Genomic DNA, 16499 nt, shown 5'->3' on the forward strand with positions numbered 1-16499 from the left:
ACCTTATATAGTCATTAAATAAAATTTGGGCATAAGTGTTTAGAAAATGCTATATTAGCCTGCCGACATAAAGGCGTAAAATTTGCTAAAACAGAATTACGATTGTAGATTTAACCGTTTTTTAAAATTTTGTTATCAATTTTGATAGAATAACTTATTTATGTCTGATCTAAAAAATAAAATTTCAGGTGGTCATGCGCCAGCTTTTATAGAGCCGCGGGAAACCTTGTTCGGTCACCCTAAAGGTTTGATGGTTCTGTTTTTTACAGAAATGTGGGAGCGCTTTAGCTATTATGGTATGCGCGGCATCCTGGTTTTATTTCTTGTATCTGAAACAAAAGGTGGTTATGGCTGGACTAATGTTGAAGCTTTAAAGCTGTATGGTATATATACGGCTATGGTCTATTTCATGTCCATTCCTGGTGGTATACTGGCCGATAAAGTATTTGGACAGAAGAAGGCGGTAATTATTGGAGGTTTTACCCTTGTGGCAGGTCACCTGCTGATGGCTTACCCGCCAATATGGGCATTTTATACCGCGCTCTGTTTAATTGTAATAGGTACAGGCTTGCTTAAGCCTAATATCTCCACCATGGTGGGCGGTTTATACCGGGAAGGGGACAGTCGCCGCGACTCAGGTTTTACTATTTTTTACATGGGTATTAATGCCGGTGCTTTATTGGCCTCTCTTATAGTAGGTTATGTTGGAGAAGAGTATGGCTGGCACTATGGTTTTAGCCTTGCCGGCTTTGGCATGATACTGGGCCAGATTGTATTTATTTGGGGACAGCGGTATTTGAAAGGAATAGGTGAGCTGGATGACAATAAAATTAAGGAAGAGGATAAAATTTTTACCAAAGAAGAAGCAAAACCAGCGAATGGTTTTATGGGCTTCAGTAAAAATGAGTGGGATCGGATAATTGCCATTATAATTTCCTTCATTATTGTAATTGTCTTCTGGGCAGCTTTCGAGCAGGCTGGTGGTTTAATGAACCTCTATGCGCTGGAGTATACGGACCGCTGGGTAATGGGCTGGGAAGTACCTGCTGCCTGGTTACAGGGCTTAAATGCCTTCTTTATTCTGACCCTTGGTGGGGTGGTAGCTGCCATCTGGCTGGCTTTGGCCAGGAGAGGTAAAAATCCTCCTTCTATTTTTAAAATGGGTTTAGGTACTTCTATTTTAGGAGTTGGTTTTATTTTTATGGTATTTGCCTCTCTGGAAAGAAATGCTTCCCCTGAAAATCTTTCTTCTTTACAATGGCTTGTTTTAGCTTATCTCTTCCATACTATTGGTGAGTTAGCACTATCGCCGGTTTCCCTTTCTTTTATTACCAAGGTAGCACCAAAAAGAATTGTTGCTTCGATGATGGGTTTATATTTTGCTGCCACTGGCATGGGTAACTATGTTGCCGGCTGGATAGGAGTGTGGGCGCAGACGCTCGGAGAACTGGAGGTGTTCTCTTACATCGCTGGTTTTACCATTGTGTTAGGTATTATTTTGATGTTGCTTACGCGGAAAATCAATAAACTTACCCATGGAGCTGAAGATAACCATGAGGAGGAAAAAGGAGCTCAGACAGGCCAGTTACTACAGGCAGAAGCATCTTAAGCTAAGAAAATAAAAATGAAAAATAGCGACTCTCTTAGGGCCGCTATTTTTTTATTCTTTTAGTATATATCCGGTAGGAAAAATAAAAACATTTGGGCAGGAAGGGAGAAGGTAGCTTTAATAATGCTGTTTTAAGTGAAGAATATGTTCTATTGCTTTTATATTTTCAGGAAATATACAATATTTAGTACCCTCATCTTATAGAGTGTAGCATAGGCTATGAGATTCGATGAAATTAGTCAAAAATACAGAACTGCTTAAATGGATCGATTTTTTCTGGAAGGTACCCCTAAAACACCAAAGCTGAGTTTTAACGGAGAAAGCGGCCTGTTTGAAATTTCTGGTCGTTCTATTCCTGAAAACTCAATTGAATTTTACCGGCCGGTGCTGGACTGGCTTGACCAGTACATTACCCATCCGGTGGAGCATATTACCCTCATCGTGAAGCTTGAGTATTTTAACACCAGCTCCTCAAAATGTCTGGTAGATATTTTCCGAAGGCTAGAACGAATGTACCAGCAGGGCACTTATATCCACGTAAAATGGTTCTATGAACCAGAAGATGAAGATATGCAGGATTCCGGCCTCGACTTTAAAGAAATTACCCGCCTGCCCCTGGAAATGATTGTGGTAGACGGAGAAACGGATAATTAATAACGATTATTTCGTGTGGGTGGGGTGTTATTGGTAGCCCTGCCAAAAAACAGGTAAAGGAGTACCCCTAAAAAGGGCAAAAATATCACCAGGGCTATCCAGATTAATTTCATCAAACCATTCATAGGCCTCTTAAGTATATCTATGATGGCCCATATCCAGATAAGCAGGAGAACAATTCCGATAATGATGGCAACAAAGCCCAACTCTAGCAGCCACGAAAAATCATCTTGCAGTAGTATCATAGTTTCATCTGTTTAGATAATCCAACTAGGATAGTCCTAAAATGTTAAAAAAAAGTGTTTGCTCTACAGAAGGAGCTACCTCTCCTCCTCTATAGAGTCTTATCTCTACGAAAAGGTAAGCACAACAATTCTACTCATTCTTCCTTTAAGAAAAGAGCTCACCTGGTGGAATAACTTCAATCCAGTCTTAAGCCTGGCAGGTGGGGGTATTGCTTTAGGTTTTCTTAAGGAAATGACTTGATAAGGATTCTTCCTGAATGAAAAGGTGCCAAAGAAATTAATCTGCTAAAATAAAATCCAACTAACAGGAGTAGAGCTTCTTTATCATCCTTTCGATAAAAAAAAGGAGCCCTCCTGAATCTGAAGAGCTCCTTTAAAGTTAATTATAACAGGGTCTGGATGATACTACATCATGCCGCCCATACCGCCCATACCGCCTGGCATTCCGCCTCCGTGCGCATGGCCTTTGTCTTCTTCAGGTTCGTCAGCCACTACACATTCGGTAGTGAGCAACAGTCCTGCAATAGATGCTGCATTTTCAAGGGCTAAGCGAGTTACCTTTGTTGGGTCAATTACACCGGCAGCAAACATGTTTTCATATTTGTCTTCACGGGCATTGTATCCATAATCTTCTTTTCCTTCGCGTACTTTCTGAATAACGATAGAGCCTTCGCCACCAGCATTCGAAACGATGGTACGAAGCGGAGATTCCAGCGCCAGACGGATAATATTTACACCAGTCAGCTGGTCTTCGTTTTCTGTCTGCACATTTTCAAGAGCGTCGATAGCGCGGATGAGGGCAATACCACCACCAGCTACTACACCTTCCTGTACCGCAGCGCGGGTTGCATGGAGGGCGTCATCAACGCGGTCTTTTTTCTCTTTCATTTCCACTTCAGTGGCAGCACCAATGTAAAGGATAGCCACACCGCCAGAAAGCTTGGCAAGACGCTCCTGCAGCTTTTCTTTGTCGTAATCAGAAGTGGTAGACTCTACCTGGGCTTTAATTTGGTTTACGCGGGCTTTAATATCCTCTTCGCTACCGGCACCGTTTACAATAGTAGTGTTATCCTTATCGATAGTCACTTTTTCGGCAGTACCTAAATAGTCAAGGGTTGCGCTTTCCAGCTTATATCCACGCTCTTCAGAGATTACTGTACCACCTGTAAGGATGGCGATATCTTCGAGCATTGCTTTACGGCGGTCGCCAAAGCCAGGAGCCTTAACGGCAGCAATTTTTAAGGCACCACGAATTTTGTTTACAACAAGGGTAGCAAGTGCTTCGCCGTCTACATCTTCAGAGATAATAACCAGCGGTTTGCCTGTTTGAGCCACCTGCTCCAATACAGGAAGGAGTTCCTTCATGCTGCTGATCTTCTTGTCGTAGATCAGAATATATGGATTGTCCATTTCAGCAATCATTTTCTCCGGGTTGGTTACGAAGTATGGAGAAAGATAACCGCGGTCGAACTGCATACCTTCCACTGTTTTTACTTCAGTTTCGGTACCTTTTGCTTCCTCTACGGTAATTACCCCGTCTTTACCTACTTTGTCCATTGCATCGGCAATCATCTGGCCAATCTCGCGATCGTTATTGGCAGAAATGGTACCTACCTGGGCAATTTCGTTAGAGCTGCTGATGGTTTTGCTCTGTTTTTTCAGGTGCTCAACCACGGCTGTAACCGCTTTATCGATACCGCGCTTCAGGTCCATTGGATTGGCGCCTGCCGCTACGTTTTTGATGCCATGCTGAAAGATGGCCTGGGTAAGAACGGTTGCGGTAGTGGTACCGTCACCTGCATCGTCGGCAGTTTTAGAGGCTACCTCTTTTACCAGCTGGGCACCCATGTTTTCAACGGCGTCGCTCAGCTCAATTTCTTTTGCTACAGATACACCATCTTTGGTTACAGTTGGAGCACCGAATTTCTTGTCGATGATAACATTCCGGCCTTTAGGTCCTAAGGTAACCTTTACTGCATTTGCCAGGGTGTCAACACCTTTTTTAAGTCTGTCTCTGGCTTCCAGATCGAACTTTATTTCTTTTGCCATGGTATTGTAATTTTATTTGTTTCTGAAAAAGATGAATAAAAATAAGAGATGAGTATTAGATGATTGCAAAAATATCTGACTCACGCATGATCAGATAATCCTTACCTTCAACGGAAATTTCTGTTCCGGCATATTTGCCATACAGCACGGTGTCGCCAGCCTTTACGGTTAAAGGCTCGTCTTTTTTACCATTACCTACGGCAACGATGGTTCCGCGCTGTGGTTTTTCTTTTGCCGTATCAGGGATAATGATACCAGAAGCAGTTTTTTCTTCTGCAGCAGCAGGTTCTACCAGCACTCTGTCTGCAAGGGGTTTAATGTTAACGTTTGACATCTCTTTTCTGAGTTTAAATTATTGTAGTTTATAAAAATGTCTAATAAAAATGCTGATAGCTATACAGCATTTCCTGTGCCAAATCCGTATAATCAGTTGAATCGGTCTTTTATCAGTCATTTTTTCTGAAAAAGATCCCTTTTTCCATACATCTATGACAAGGTGGCTGACAATAGGGCAGGATTGCTCTGTCAACTTTATTTCATATATTCTGTAATAGATTTAATTGATTTATTATGAAAGAATTACCGCATGACTGGCTGACACAGGGACATATCGATTTTGAGTACAAAAAATACCTCCTGCTGGCTTATTTACAGGAAGTAAAGAAACAGTTCCATGAACAGCGTTTGTATCCATTTCTGTCAGATGTTGTTTTCCACTATAAAAACATGCTTTCTATCAGGGAGAAGGGTAAATTACTGAAGGGCGCTTTCCCTAAAAAACTCAGCAAGGCAGATATGCAAAAGCTTGAGCTGATTTATGAAAGTTTGGTGGACGATGAGCCACTTATGCAGGAGATTAATGACATACTGTCATTCTCTATTCCGCAGATGAAGGCAGCGCTGGAGGAAGGAAAGGAGGTTTATGAATTTGTGGAATCAAAAGTTTCTCTTACACCTGTAGGGGTTTTTCCATTGTATGCTAAAGAAGGATACCTGCTTATACAGGAAAGGCTGAATGTAGAGACACAGATATTCAGATACGAGCTAACGGTATTTGCAAGTGCAGAAGAAAATTACCGGGCTCTCCACCTGCATTTCCTCGATAGCGTTCGCAGGCGCATTGGTTACACTTTTGAGCATATGAAAATGGAACTCGTTCGCCGCTTTCCTGAACTGCCCAATCCTGCTACCTACCTTTTGGATGCCGACATTCTTTGTCCTTACCAGGAAACTCTTATTCCTATTGCCAAACGAAGATTGGTTCGTCAGCTATCGCAGCATGCTGCATAAGGATGGATAGTGGGAATATGCTGGTAAAGCCCTCTGGGCCTTAACCTGTCATCAAAAAAAAAGCCCTCTGATAACAGAGGGCTCAATATTTCTATAATCTGCTATAGCTTATTCTTCTTCCTCTACAGGCTCATCCAGTTCTACGCCGGTATCAAGTGCACCTTCTTCTTCAACAGGCTCTCCCTCTAAAGCTCCTTCTTCAAGCTCTTGGCCGCCAAGGCCGGGAACTACTGTTTGCTGCTCCTGTGCCCGCTGAATGTTCGGGCTAACAATGCCACCTTCTCTGGTTCCATCGATAAAGAAGCTGGTCGAAAGGGTAAGGGCTAACATGGCAATGGCCAGGCCCCAGGTAATTTTCTCTAACAGGTCTCCGGTGCGCTTAACACCCATTAACTGGCTGGTACCAGAACCTCCAAACTGGGAGGATAACCCGCCGCCTTTTGAGTTTTGGGCAAGAATGACCAGCATCAATAAAAGCGCAATAATTACAATAAGAATAACGATTAAATTCATTATAAGGAGGTTTTTAACTTTTCAATACAAGATGCAAAATAAGCCTTTTTTTGCGGATATTTCAAAATTAATTTCTCATAAATATCAATGGCCTTTTCTGTTTTCCCCTGCCGCACCATTATCTGGGCAAGATTTTCGGTGGCCAGGTCGTGCGGAGTTAAACTATAATGGCTGGTAAGGTCATCTTGCGCCTGCTTTTGGTCATCCATCGACCGGTACTTTCGGGCTATGGCGGAGCTGTTTTGAATAAAGCTGTCAATCAGGTTGATTTGCTCTTTTCGCTTAGGATCATCAATTTCCTGTTCCTCGCGGTTCTCGATGATTTCCTGCAGGCGTTCCGGAAGTGGCTGATGAACTTTTTTCCTGATGTGCGTATCATCGGCAGCGGAGCCTGTTTCCTGTATGCTGGCCTCGCCTGACACCTCGTCCTGGTGTGTAAACTTTTCTCTTTGTTCCCTGAGCTTCCGAAGGTTTTCCTGAAGTTCTTCTAAAACCCCTGCTCTTTCCGGGATTTCAGGAACCACACTGGATTCTGCTACTGGTTTTTCTGCAGTAGATTCTTTAGTAATAATGGCAACAGGTACCTTTACTGGTTTATGCTCACCTTCTTCCGGGTAAGGAGGAGTGGTCAGTGCTGCTTCATTTTTCGGCTGAACAAGAGTGTTTTCCATTACCATTTTCAAAACTGACCGGTCCGGAATATACAATGCGGCAGTTGCAAGGCTAGTCCTGGCTTTGTCGGTTTGCTGAAGGGCTTTGGCCTGCAGGATGTGTACAAGAGAGGAGTAGGGGTAATTCCTTGCTAGTTCAGCCAGTATGTCAGCATCTCGCGCCTTTAGCTTGGCGGGGTTTTCTACAAATTCAATGAAATGGCTCTTGTTCACTGTTCAGAGGTTGAAAGGTGCTCCTTAAATATACAAAATTTTTACCAGTTGGCTACCGTGTTGTTGAATATATCGAAAATAATGGTTTCAGAAATTTCATCAATCAACCTTTGCTCTTCTGCAGCAAAATCTGTTTGTTGGGGGTCATAATCCGCATGGAAAGAGAAGTTTCTTTCGAAGCTTTGCTCTTCCTCCTGGGTATTGATGAAATTAACCGCGACAGTAATGGACAGTCGCTGAAGTCCTGCCCGATCGGGCTGGTTATTCCCCGAGGCGGTAGGTGCCACCGGGTTGAGCTGCCAGCCAACAATACTTCCATCCAGCTGCAGGTCACCGTCGGCTTCAACAAGGGCTAAATCAGTGTTACTCTGGAAATAGTCTCGAAGTCGTTCAGTAAAGTTCTGGCTCAGGTTGGGCGGACCATTTCCGGTATCGTTATAAAACGGCTGTATTGAAATGGTTTTAATAGTAGGTGGTAAGGTTGCCCCTGTAAATGAATAGGCGCCACAGGCTTGCAGGAGAACTGCCAGAAAAAGCATAGCAAGGAGAGGGATGGCTGCCTTCTTTGTTTTCAGGAGGCTCCTCCCGGAATGGGCGGGGCCCAGTAGGCCGGCGCCATTATTCACTGATTTCATACTGTTTGATTTTCCTGTAAAGTGTTCTTTCTGATATCCCGAGGTCCCGGGCGGCATATTTCCGTTTGTTATTATTCTTTTGAAGGGCCCGGATGATCATTTCTTTTTCCTTTTTTTCCAGTGAAAGAGACTCTTCATCTGTTTCTTCCGTTTCATGAGAAATGTCTTCGACTTTCGCCAGTTCATAGCGCTCCCGCTCCCGTTCCTCCCTTTCTCTTTCCTCTCCTGAAGGATGGTCAATCCTGAGGTTTCCCTGGTGGAGGTCATCGTAAGAAGTAGGGACTTTCATATTATGAAACAGCTCCTGGTGGTCTTCTATTATATCGCTGCCGTAGTTTTCATTCTGGAGAACATCATGAACCAGCTTTTTGAGCTCATTAATATCCCGCCGCATATCGAAAAGTACCTTATACAGAATTTCCCTTTCCGAGAGGCCATCATCCTGTTTGTTTCCCTTGGTCTTGTAAAGAGTAGGTGTAAGATTGGTTTCCTGAGGAAGGTAGGATTGGAGGGTTTGGCTATCAATTTCGCGGTCCATTTCAAGAACTGAAATTTGCTCTACAAGATTCTTTAATTGTCGGATATTACCCGGAAATCGATAGCTTAGGAGAAGATCTACAGCAGAATCATCCAGCTTAATGGGTTTTACGCGGTATTTTTCGGCAAAGTCGGAAGCAAACTTCCGAAAGAGCAGCTCAACATCGGCTCCCCGTTCCCGCAGGGGGGGTACATAAATAGGAACAGTGCTAAGGCGGTAATAAAGATCTTCGCGAAACTTTCCTTTTTCCACCGCTTCAAGTAAACGGACATTTGTGGCGGCTACCACCCGGACATCCGTTTTCTGTACCTTTGAAGAACCTACCCTGATAAATTCTCCATTTTCGAGCACCCTTAACAGGCGCGCCTGGGTGCCGAGGGGCATTTCTCCTATTTCATCCAGGAAAATAGTACCTCCATCCGTTACTTCGAAATAACCTTTACGGGCATCGCTTGCGCCGGTAAAAGAGCCCTTCTCATGGCCGAATAGTTCTGAATCTATGGTGCCTTCGGGTATGGCCCCGCAATTAATGGCAATAAACTGTCCGTGCTTTCGGGCACTGAGGTGGTGGATGATCTTGGAGAAAGATTCCTTACCTACACCACTTTCGCCGGAAATCAGCACAGTCATGTCCGTGGCTGCCACCTGTGCAGCCATTTTTATGGCATGATTAAGCAGTGGCGAATTTCCGATAATGCCAAAGCGCTGTTTGATGCTTAATATTTCCTTTTCTTCCACTTAAAAAATGCTTTTACTTTCTGCAACAAAAAAACTATTCCACCACTTCACCGAATAAAGTGGCGGCTGTACAGTCGGTAATTTTTACCTGTACATACTGACCCTTCTGATAATTCTTTTTATCAAAAATCACCACCTTATTGGCACTGTTCCGGCCCTGTAACTGCTGGTCGGATTTTTTAGAGGTTCCTTCAATTAAAACCTGCTGAATTTGCCCAATATCGAGCTTATTGCGCTCCAGCGAATGTTGCTGCTGTTTCTGAATAATTTCCTGCAGGCGTCTTTTCTTCACATCCAGCGGAATATCATCGGCATATTTTCTGGCTGCTAGCGTTCCGGGGCGCTCTGAATAAAAGAACATGTAGGAGAAATCGTACTTCACATAATCCATCAGGCTTAGCGTGTCCTGGTGCTCTTCTTCAGTCTCAGTACAGAAGCCGGCAATCATGTCGGAGCTAATGCCACATTCCTGCCCAATTATCCGGCGGATGGCATCAACTCGATCGATGTACCAGTCCCGGTCGTAGGTTCTGTTCATGAGCTTTAGCACTCTGCTGTTTCCGCTTTGAGCTGGAAGGTGAATGTAGTTGCATACATTTTCGTTTCGGGCAATGGTATGCAGCACCTCATCAGTTATATCTTTTGGATGAGAGGTAGAGAAACGCACCCTGAGTTCCGGGCTTACATCAGCTACCATTTGCAGCAGATGAGCAAAATTTACTACCTCAGAAACCTCTCTTTTTTCCAGCTGGGCTTTGTTGTTTACTTCCGGCGACCATTTGTAAGAGTCGACATTCTGCCCTAACAGGGTAACTTCGCGAAAGCCCTGTTCAAAGAGCGCTTTTGCTTCTGCAACGATAGAGTGTGGATCACGGCTTCTTTCGCGGCCCCGGGTAAAAGGTACTACACAAAAAGAACACATATTGTCGCAGCCTCTCATAATGGAGATAAAGGCTGTTACTCCATTTGAATTCAGCCTTACCGGGCTAATATCAGCATAGGTTTCTTCGCGAGAGAGGAAGGTGTTGACTGCTTTCGTGCCTTCATCTACCTCTCTGATGAGGCCTGGAAGATCGCGATATGCATCAGGTCCTACCACAAGGTCCACCATTTTCTCTTCTTCCAGCAGCTTGTCTTTCAGGCGCTCGGCCATACAACCCAGGATACCAATCATCAGGCCCGGACGGTTTTTCTTGAGCGCATTAAAGTGAACAAGACGATTCCGAACGGTCTGTTCTGCTTTTTCACGAATCGAACAGGTATTTAAAAAGATCACATCTGCCCCGTCCACCTCGGAAGTAGTGTCGAAACCATCTTTTTGCATGATGGAGGTAACAATCTCGCTGTCAGAGAAATTCATCTGGCAGCCATAGCTTTCTATGTAAAGCTTTCGGCTTTTGCCTGTATTTGATTCTTCACTTACTTTAAATCCACAGCTCTCTTCAGGGGCTGTGGTTTCCTGACCGGCCAGTAAATCAATATCTTTAATTAATTGCTCCATGTCTTTTTCTTAATCTTTTTGGGCTCATTCCACTCTTTCAGGTTATTTGCTGCACACTTTTAAGGTTAAAGCGCTTCAATTCCGGGGGAATAAGTGCCTGCAAATATAAATAAATACGATCGATTGTGACAATTTGTCAGCAGATATAATCGGGTAAATTTCCCGCCGGAGTAGGAGCAGGAAATGTGAAGGACATCTGGTAAGGATTAGCTAAATTCTTCAGCACCCAGCACCTTTAGCAGGGCAGAGGCTTTTAGCAGGCACTCTTCATACTCCTTTTCTGGTATTGAATCGAAGGTAATGGCACCGCCTACCTGAAAGCTCAGGGACCGGAGAACGGCATTGTACTGCAAACTCCGGATTACCACATTAAAATCGAAATCGCCTTCCGGGGAAATAAAGCCTACGGCGCCGGAATAGAGGCCGCGTTGACTGCACTCGTACTGTTCGATGAGCTCCATCACCTTTCGCTTTGGAGCGCCTGTCATGCTGCCCATGGGAAAGGCATTACGGATGGCTTCAGTAAAAGAAATACCAGTTTTTATCTCTGCTGTAACAGTAGAAATCATTTGGTGAACCTGGCGAAAACTGTAAATGCCAAACAGCTCCTCAACAGTTACGCTGCCGGTAACTGCACTCCTGGCCAAATCATTCCGGACCAGGTCCACTATCATCATATTCTCGGCCAGTTCCTTTTCGTCCGAAGCAAGTTGTGCTTTCAACTGCTCATCTTCTGCTGAGGTTTTTCCCCGGCGGATGGTTCCTTTGATGGGTTGTGAAACAAGCTTATTCCCTTCTTTTTTCAGAAATCTCTCCGGCGAAGCCGCCATCAGGTAGAGGTCCTGGAAACGCTGAAAGGTAGCGAATGGAGTAGGAGACAGGCTGTTCAGTTGAAGGAAGGTATTTAAAGGATCGAGAGCAAGCGGGCGTGCAGAAAACTCCTGGCAGAGATTGAGCTCGTAACAATCGCCCTCTTCAATATGCGACTGAATGGTCTGCACTTTCCGCAGATACTCTTTCTTTGTCATATGGGCCCGTAACTGAACCTGAGTTGCAGGGAAGGATGGTGTTGCTGGTTTGGTTTGAAGAATTTGCTGGTAGATTTCTCTGGCCGTGCCTATGCCTGCCCTGATGGTAACTTCACCTTCTCCAATTTGCAGAAGATAATCGGGTTTAAAGAAGGTGCAGGAAGGAAACTGAATAGCATCGGGGTGGCCGCTTTGGAGTCCATGGATGTGATTTTTCAGGTCGTAGGAAAAATAGCCAAACAGCCAGTCTTTTTGCTCCTGGTATATTTGGTGCAACAGGTCGAAAGGAGCGTGTCCTAAGGACCAGCAATGGGTTCCGCTGCTGACTGCCAGTATGTGCGGAAAAGCTGCATGAGGATAGGGAATGTTATTAGAGGTAAAATAGCTGCAGTAAGGGAATGTTACAGCCCAGGCGAGCGCTCTTTCTACAAAGGAAGGAGTAAGGGCAAAGGAACAGGAGGAAGTGGTGCTTTCTGCTTGCATTTGTATAACCAGGGGCGGAACAGGCTGCAAATATAAAAGAAAAAGGCTGCCCCGGGAATACCGGAACAGCCTTTTGTAATTTTGCTGAATTTTTTTCTTATTCTTCAGTGGCGACTACTTCAAAGCCAACATTTACATCATTGTAAATAAATTTGTCTTTTGCAATATTAACCGGGTCTGTTTCATCCTGGTAGTTCAGGTTCCAGTCAGTGCGGTCAATTACAAAACGTGATTTTGCTTTAACTGCATTTTCCTCCACTTCAATTTCGGCAGGGATAGTAATGCTTAAAGTGGTATCGCGCATGGTAAGGTTCCCTGTAATGGTGTGGGTTGGGTTTGCCAGCTCGTAGCTGCCAAAGTTAGAGGTTACCTCTTCTTCAACCACTTCTTCCTCCGCTGGCACTTCTTCTGCTACATAAGGCTCTACAGCAGTAATCACAAATTTGGCTTTAGGGAAATTTTCTACATCAAAGAAATCAGGAGAGGCAAGGTGTCCTGTTAGTTTCTGCTTGTATTCTCCCTCCAAATCCTTTACTTCAAGGCGGGTGAGGTCCATAACAATAGTACCACCTACTACTTCATCATCTTTAAGCTGAATGGTTCCTTCTTCAATTGCAATGGTACCATAATGTTCTCCACCTGGCTTACGTCCTCTCCAGATTACTTCGCTCTGTGCTGGTTCGATGCTGAGGCTGGCTGCTTCTTCGATTTCAACTACTTCGTTCGCTTCGCCTACTTCGGCTTCGGTACCTTCTGAACCGCCATTGCAGGCAGCAAGGGCCATGGCGAAAGATAAGAACAAGGCTGATTGTTTGATCATTTTCATTGACTTGATTATTTATTGGTTTAGGATTTTTCCCAATGTTAAAATTTCTGTAAATGTAAAGACATTCCCGTGACAAATCAAACAAAATGAAAAATTAATGTTGCAACTTCGAAATTATCGTCAATAAAAAAGCCTGGATATTTTATTCCAGGCTTCAAATAACTACTGTTGATAAGGATTATTCCACAACCGGGCCAGGTAAGCCCAGAGTAGGATAGTTCGCAAGCTTTGGCTCCGGAATATCTGCGTTGTAAAATTCATTGATTTCGTCGATGAACTTTTTGGCCACAAGGGCATATCCTCTCTGAGTCAGGTGAATACCATCAAGGCTAAAGGCATTGCCGGTAATGAACTGTGCATTGAAAGAAAGGCCCTGTACAGTATATCCATCTGCCACCTCATCAAAGAAAGAATTCATATCGACAAGGGCAAAGGTATTTTCCTGGGCTATGTTTTCAATTATATCATTATAAGCTTCGATGGCGGCCTGCACTTCTGCAATTTCCGTTACGTCTAAAATGTATTGGTCAGCTTTTGGTAAAGCGGCATTTTCAGGAGTCAGCTGTCCTTCGGCAAGTGCAGTGAGGAGAATCAGCTCATCACTCCTCATTTCGCGGATGCCAAGCGGATTCATTGGGTTTTCATCTTCAATCACAAAAGGGTTTGGCCCTTCGGCGAAAACAGGGTAGAAGCCAGCCTGCTGAAAACCTGCAACTGTTTGCTGGAATCCAGCCTCTCTTTGAGCAACCACCTCCGGGGTATTGAAAACACTATCTACGGCAGCAGCACCTTCTGCACCCAATACTGCTTCCAGGTTATCCATATTATTGATGGAGGCCTGGTAGGCCGCCTCAATTTCGGCTTGGACCCCTTCGGAATTGAAAGTGATTTCAACCTGATTGGCCAGTTCTGCATCAAAGGCAGCTTGTGCTTCGGCGGGAGCTTCATCATTTAGCAGCTGATTAGCCAACCCGCTTATTTTAGCCTGGCCTTCTTCGGTGGTAATATAATTCTCTGCATAAGCCTGGGCTTCCGCCTCGGAAAGTCCCTGATTTCTGGCTCCCTCATATGCCTGTAAATAAACTATTTCGGTTGCAACTCCCTGGGCAACCAAAGGCCGTGCCTGTGCTTCAATTTCTCTGCGGGCGCCTGCTTCTATTACTCCCCTAATAATTTGGGTTTTAGCAACGGAGTCAACAGAAGCTCTTATTTGCGGATCAATCATGGCCGAATAGGCTGCATTTGCCTGGGCAGCCTGATCGGCGCTTAGTACCAGTTGATTGTATTTTACCGTCGTGAACAAAGGTGTTTTGGTGATGCCTGGTATGTTGGCCAATGCACCTTCTATTTGAGAATTGCTGCCTGTCAGCTGGTTGATAATGCCCTGATAAGCGGCTTCGAATTCTTCAACAGGAGTGATGACACCTGTACTACCACCCGAGGAAGCATAACCCAGAACATCATTATTTCCTATCCATAGTGTAAAGAAAGTCGGGTTAAGGGCCACTGCATCTTCTATTACGGAAGCAGTTTGTGAAGAGGCAAACCTGGTGAAATATGGGTTAGGGTATCCGGGCGCAAGTAGGTGGGCTACTTTTGCACCGGGAACTCCTAAATTGTTAAAAGGGCCCTCCACCGGGGCAAAAATTTCAGCTTCTGTAAGTCCACCGCTTGCCGGAACAATATTGGGGGTGCCGCTTTGGGTCAACCCCTTAAACTCAAGGGTACCGTTAGCAATTCCCGCTGGTAGTAAGGGTTGAACAAAATGGAAGTCAGAGGTAACGGCAGCCATTTTATCGGCTATGATGGCAGGGTAGGAGTTGATTTGGCCGTGCCTGTTTAAGGCTCCATCAGCATAACCAGCTGTTAGGGAATTTCCTAAAGCCACGTAGACGGAGAAGTCTGCCTCACCTCCACCATCAATTATTTCCCGTTCAATTTCAGGTTCACAGGCCGTAAACAAACCCAGGGCAGCTACTGTGACTGAATAAGTGATATGTTTAAATTTCATAGTCTGTTGTCAATTAAAATTTGTAGGTCAATGTTAATCCTGGAATAACGGCAACTGATTTATAGGTACCTAATGGCAGGTCGCCCGCTTCCGGGTTAGCTATATTATCGCGCTGTTCTTTATTGATGTAAAGAAAGGAAGCATCAACCACAAAGTCTTCACCAATATTTAATCCAAAACCGGCGGTTAGTCCAAGGGTATTTGCATCAGGTGATTCAGGAGTCAAAAAGCCTTCCTGTACCGGGCTTTGGTCATAATATGCACCTGCTCTAAGCTTAAACAATTCGGATACAGCATATTCACCCCCGAGGCGGTAGGCGTAAGAAGTCTCATAATTCCTGGCAGCTACTGTGGTAGTTTCTCCACCTACCGGATCCTCATAATTAAAAACAAGTGCTTCATAGGCATTCCAACCGGTTCTGGTAATATCTGCACCTACCATAAATCTTTCCGTAGGTCTGTAAGAGAAACCAATAGTTAAGTTGCTGGGCAGTGGCAGTTCTGAAGTAAAACCGGTTTCAGAAGGGATTTGGGAATCTGGTACCAGGGGTGATTTCACAAAGGTGGCTGTTCCATTTTCTACCTTCATATTCACACGGCTACGGTAATTTATTCCTAAAGAAAATTCTTCTGAAGGTTCAAAGTAAAGGCCAAGGTTATATCCAAAGCCAGAGGCGCTTCCATCAAGTTCTGCGCTGCCATAGTCATTTCCGCCAAGGTACACTGCCTGGATGTCTCTTTGCAGGTTTACCCCTCCAAACGAATAAATGAATCCAACTCCAAGGGAAAGTTGCTCTGTTATTCTGTAGCTTACGGTTGGCTGAATAAAGATAGCCTGCAGCGACAGTTGGGTTAAATTAAAGCGTCCGGCCCAGTCATCCTCCCAAATTACAGTACTTCCATAAGGGGTATAAACACCTAGGCCAAACTTAAGCTTACTTTCTTCTCCTCCAAAGGTGGCAAAAACATGGAAAGGAGTGCCTACAGGATTTTCCGTACGGTAAACTTCTCCAGACTCAAAAGGCTGAAAGGCAATGCCGGAATAAATAAGGTTGGCCCCTACCTGAACTCCATTTTCGCGCATCATGGCGAGAGCTCCAGGGTTAAAGTTGATACTCGAGGGGTCCGGCCGGAGGCCTACGCCAATATTGCCCATGGCCGTTGAGCGATTGCTTTGCAGTAACACCTGATAGCCGCTGGCCCACACGCTCCCGCAGAAAAGAGTAGCCGCTAAAAAGGTTAAAAGAGTTTTTTTCATGTTAAAAATTAAAATTTGAGGTTAGTTGCAAGAATGAATGTTGGATTTTCTTTCGTGTCAATTTAGTGGTAGAAAGTGGATTAGGTGAAATTATATTCTGCATGCAGAATATAATGCCAACTTAAATTTTTCTACCATTTTTTGCTAACATTTTGAGGAAAAAATTTTTGCGTAAGAACGTCCTTCATACGATTGAAATGGCTTGAAAGATAGATCCTGCTCCATGATTTTATCGAC

Annotated in this window: 15 protein-coding genes; 3 read left to right on the forward strand and 12 right to left on the reverse strand. The window is 44.4% G+C overall.

Annotated elements, in window-relative coordinates:
* The first annotated feature begins 160 nt into the window (after positions 1 to 160).
* Positions 161 to 1609: a peptide MFS transporter gene (locus F752_RS0110390; RefSeq protein ID WP_017731672.1), complete on the forward strand. Its 1449-nt coding sequence runs from the start codon at positions 161 to 163 to the stop codon at positions 1607 to 1609.
* Between the two features lie 261 nt (positions 1610 to 1870).
* Positions 1871 to 2263 (forward strand): DUF1987 domain-containing protein, encoded by a 393-nt coding sequence (locus F752_RS0110395; protein WP_017731673.1) that lies wholly within the window; start codon positions 1871 to 1873, stop codon positions 2261 to 2263.
* On the opposite strand, the gene F752_RS23880 is transcribed toward F752_RS0110395, so the two are convergent.
* From F752_RS23880 to F752_RS0110410, 3 genes are all read right to left on the reverse strand, one after another.
* Complete coding sequence (locus F752_RS23880; RefSeq protein WP_017731674.1) at positions 2260 to 2508, reverse strand: PLD nuclease N-terminal domain-containing protein; 249 nt, start codon at positions 2506 to 2508, stop codon at positions 2260 to 2262. The genes F752_RS0110395 and F752_RS23880 overlap by 4 nt on opposite strands.
* A gap of 405 nt (positions 2509 to 2913) precedes the next feature.
* Positions 2914 to 4557, reverse strand: coding sequence for a chaperonin GroEL (gene groL / locus F752_RS0110405; RefSeq protein ID WP_017731675.1), 1644 nt, complete (start codon positions 4555 to 4557; stop codon positions 2914 to 2916).
* Positions 4558 to 4612: 55 nt separating this feature from the next.
* Positions 4613 to 4891 carry a co-chaperone GroES gene (locus F752_RS0110410; protein ID WP_017731676.1) on the reverse strand — a complete coding sequence of 93 codons (279 nt, stop codon included), beginning with the start codon at positions 4889 to 4891 and terminating at the stop codon, positions 4613 to 4615.
* 236 nt (positions 4892 to 5127) lie between these two features.
* On the opposite strand from F752_RS0110410, the gene F752_RS0110415 reads away from it, so the two are divergent.
* Positions 5128 to 5847, forward strand: a complete 720-nt coding sequence (locus tag F752_RS0110415) for a hypothetical protein (RefSeq protein WP_017731677.1) — start codon at positions 5128 to 5130, stop codon at positions 5845 to 5847.
* A gap of 108 nt (positions 5848 to 5955) precedes the next feature.
* On the opposite strand, the gene secG is transcribed toward F752_RS0110415, so the two are convergent.
* The 9 genes from secG to F752_RS0110460 form a co-directional block, all read right to left on the reverse strand.
* Positions 5956 to 6360 (reverse strand): preprotein translocase subunit SecG, encoded by a 405-nt coding sequence (secG, locus tag F752_RS0110420; protein WP_017731678.1) that lies wholly within the window; start codon positions 6358 to 6360, stop codon positions 5956 to 5958.
* On the reverse strand, positions 6360 to 7244 hold the full coding sequence (locus tag F752_RS0110425) for a tetratricopeptide repeat protein (protein ID WP_017731679.1): 885 nt from the start codon (positions 7242 to 7244) through the stop codon (positions 6360 to 6362). Before F752_RS0110425 ends, secG begins: the two co-directional genes overlap by 1 nt.
* Before the next feature lie 41 nt (positions 7245 to 7285).
* Positions 7286 to 7879, reverse strand: coding sequence for an LPS assembly lipoprotein LptE (gene lptE / locus F752_RS0110430; protein ID WP_017731680.1), 594 nt, complete (start codon positions 7877 to 7879; stop codon positions 7286 to 7288).
* Positions 7863 to 9155, reverse strand: coding sequence for a sigma-54 interaction domain-containing protein (locus F752_RS0110435; RefSeq protein ID WP_017731681.1), 1293 nt, complete (start codon positions 9153 to 9155; stop codon positions 7863 to 7865). The genes lptE and F752_RS0110435 overlap by 17 nt, the downstream gene beginning before the upstream one ends.
* 34 nt (positions 9156 to 9189) lie before the next feature.
* The gene (miaB, locus tag F752_RS0110440; protein WP_017731682.1) at positions 9190 to 10656 is read right to left on the reverse strand and encodes a tRNA (N6-isopentenyl adenosine(37)-C2)-methylthiotransferase MiaB; all 1467 of its coding nucleotides are present in this window, start codon (positions 10654 to 10656) and stop codon (positions 9190 to 9192) included.
* A gap of 206 nt (positions 10657 to 10862) precedes the next feature.
* Positions 10863 to 12167 (reverse strand): anthranilate synthase component I family protein, encoded by a 1305-nt coding sequence (locus F752_RS0110445; protein ID WP_040664519.1) that lies wholly within the window; start codon positions 12165 to 12167, stop codon positions 10863 to 10865.
* Positions 12168 to 12264: 97 nt separating this feature from the next.
* Positions 12265 to 12987, reverse strand: a complete 723-nt coding sequence (locus tag F752_RS0110450; protein WP_160164105.1) for a YceI family protein — start codon at positions 12985 to 12987, stop codon at positions 12265 to 12267.
* 184 nt (positions 12988 to 13171) lie between these two features.
* A complete protein-coding gene (locus F752_RS25335) occupies positions 13172 to 15004 on the reverse strand; it encodes an SGNH/GDSL hydrolase family protein (protein WP_017731686.1) in 1833 nt (610 codons plus the stop codon).
* Positions 15005 to 15017: 13 nt separating this feature from the next.
* Positions 15018 to 16262, reverse strand: a complete 1245-nt coding sequence (locus F752_RS0110460) for an OmpP1/FadL family transporter (RefSeq protein ID WP_017731687.1) — start codon at positions 16260 to 16262, stop codon at positions 15018 to 15020.
* Between the last annotated feature and the right edge of the window lie 237 nt (positions 16263 to 16499).

It is taken from the genome of Nafulsella turpanensis ZLM-10 (assembly GCF_000346615.1).
GTDB lineage: Bacteria > Bacteroidota > Bacteroidia > Cytophagales > Cyclobacteriaceae > Nafulsella > Nafulsella turpanensis.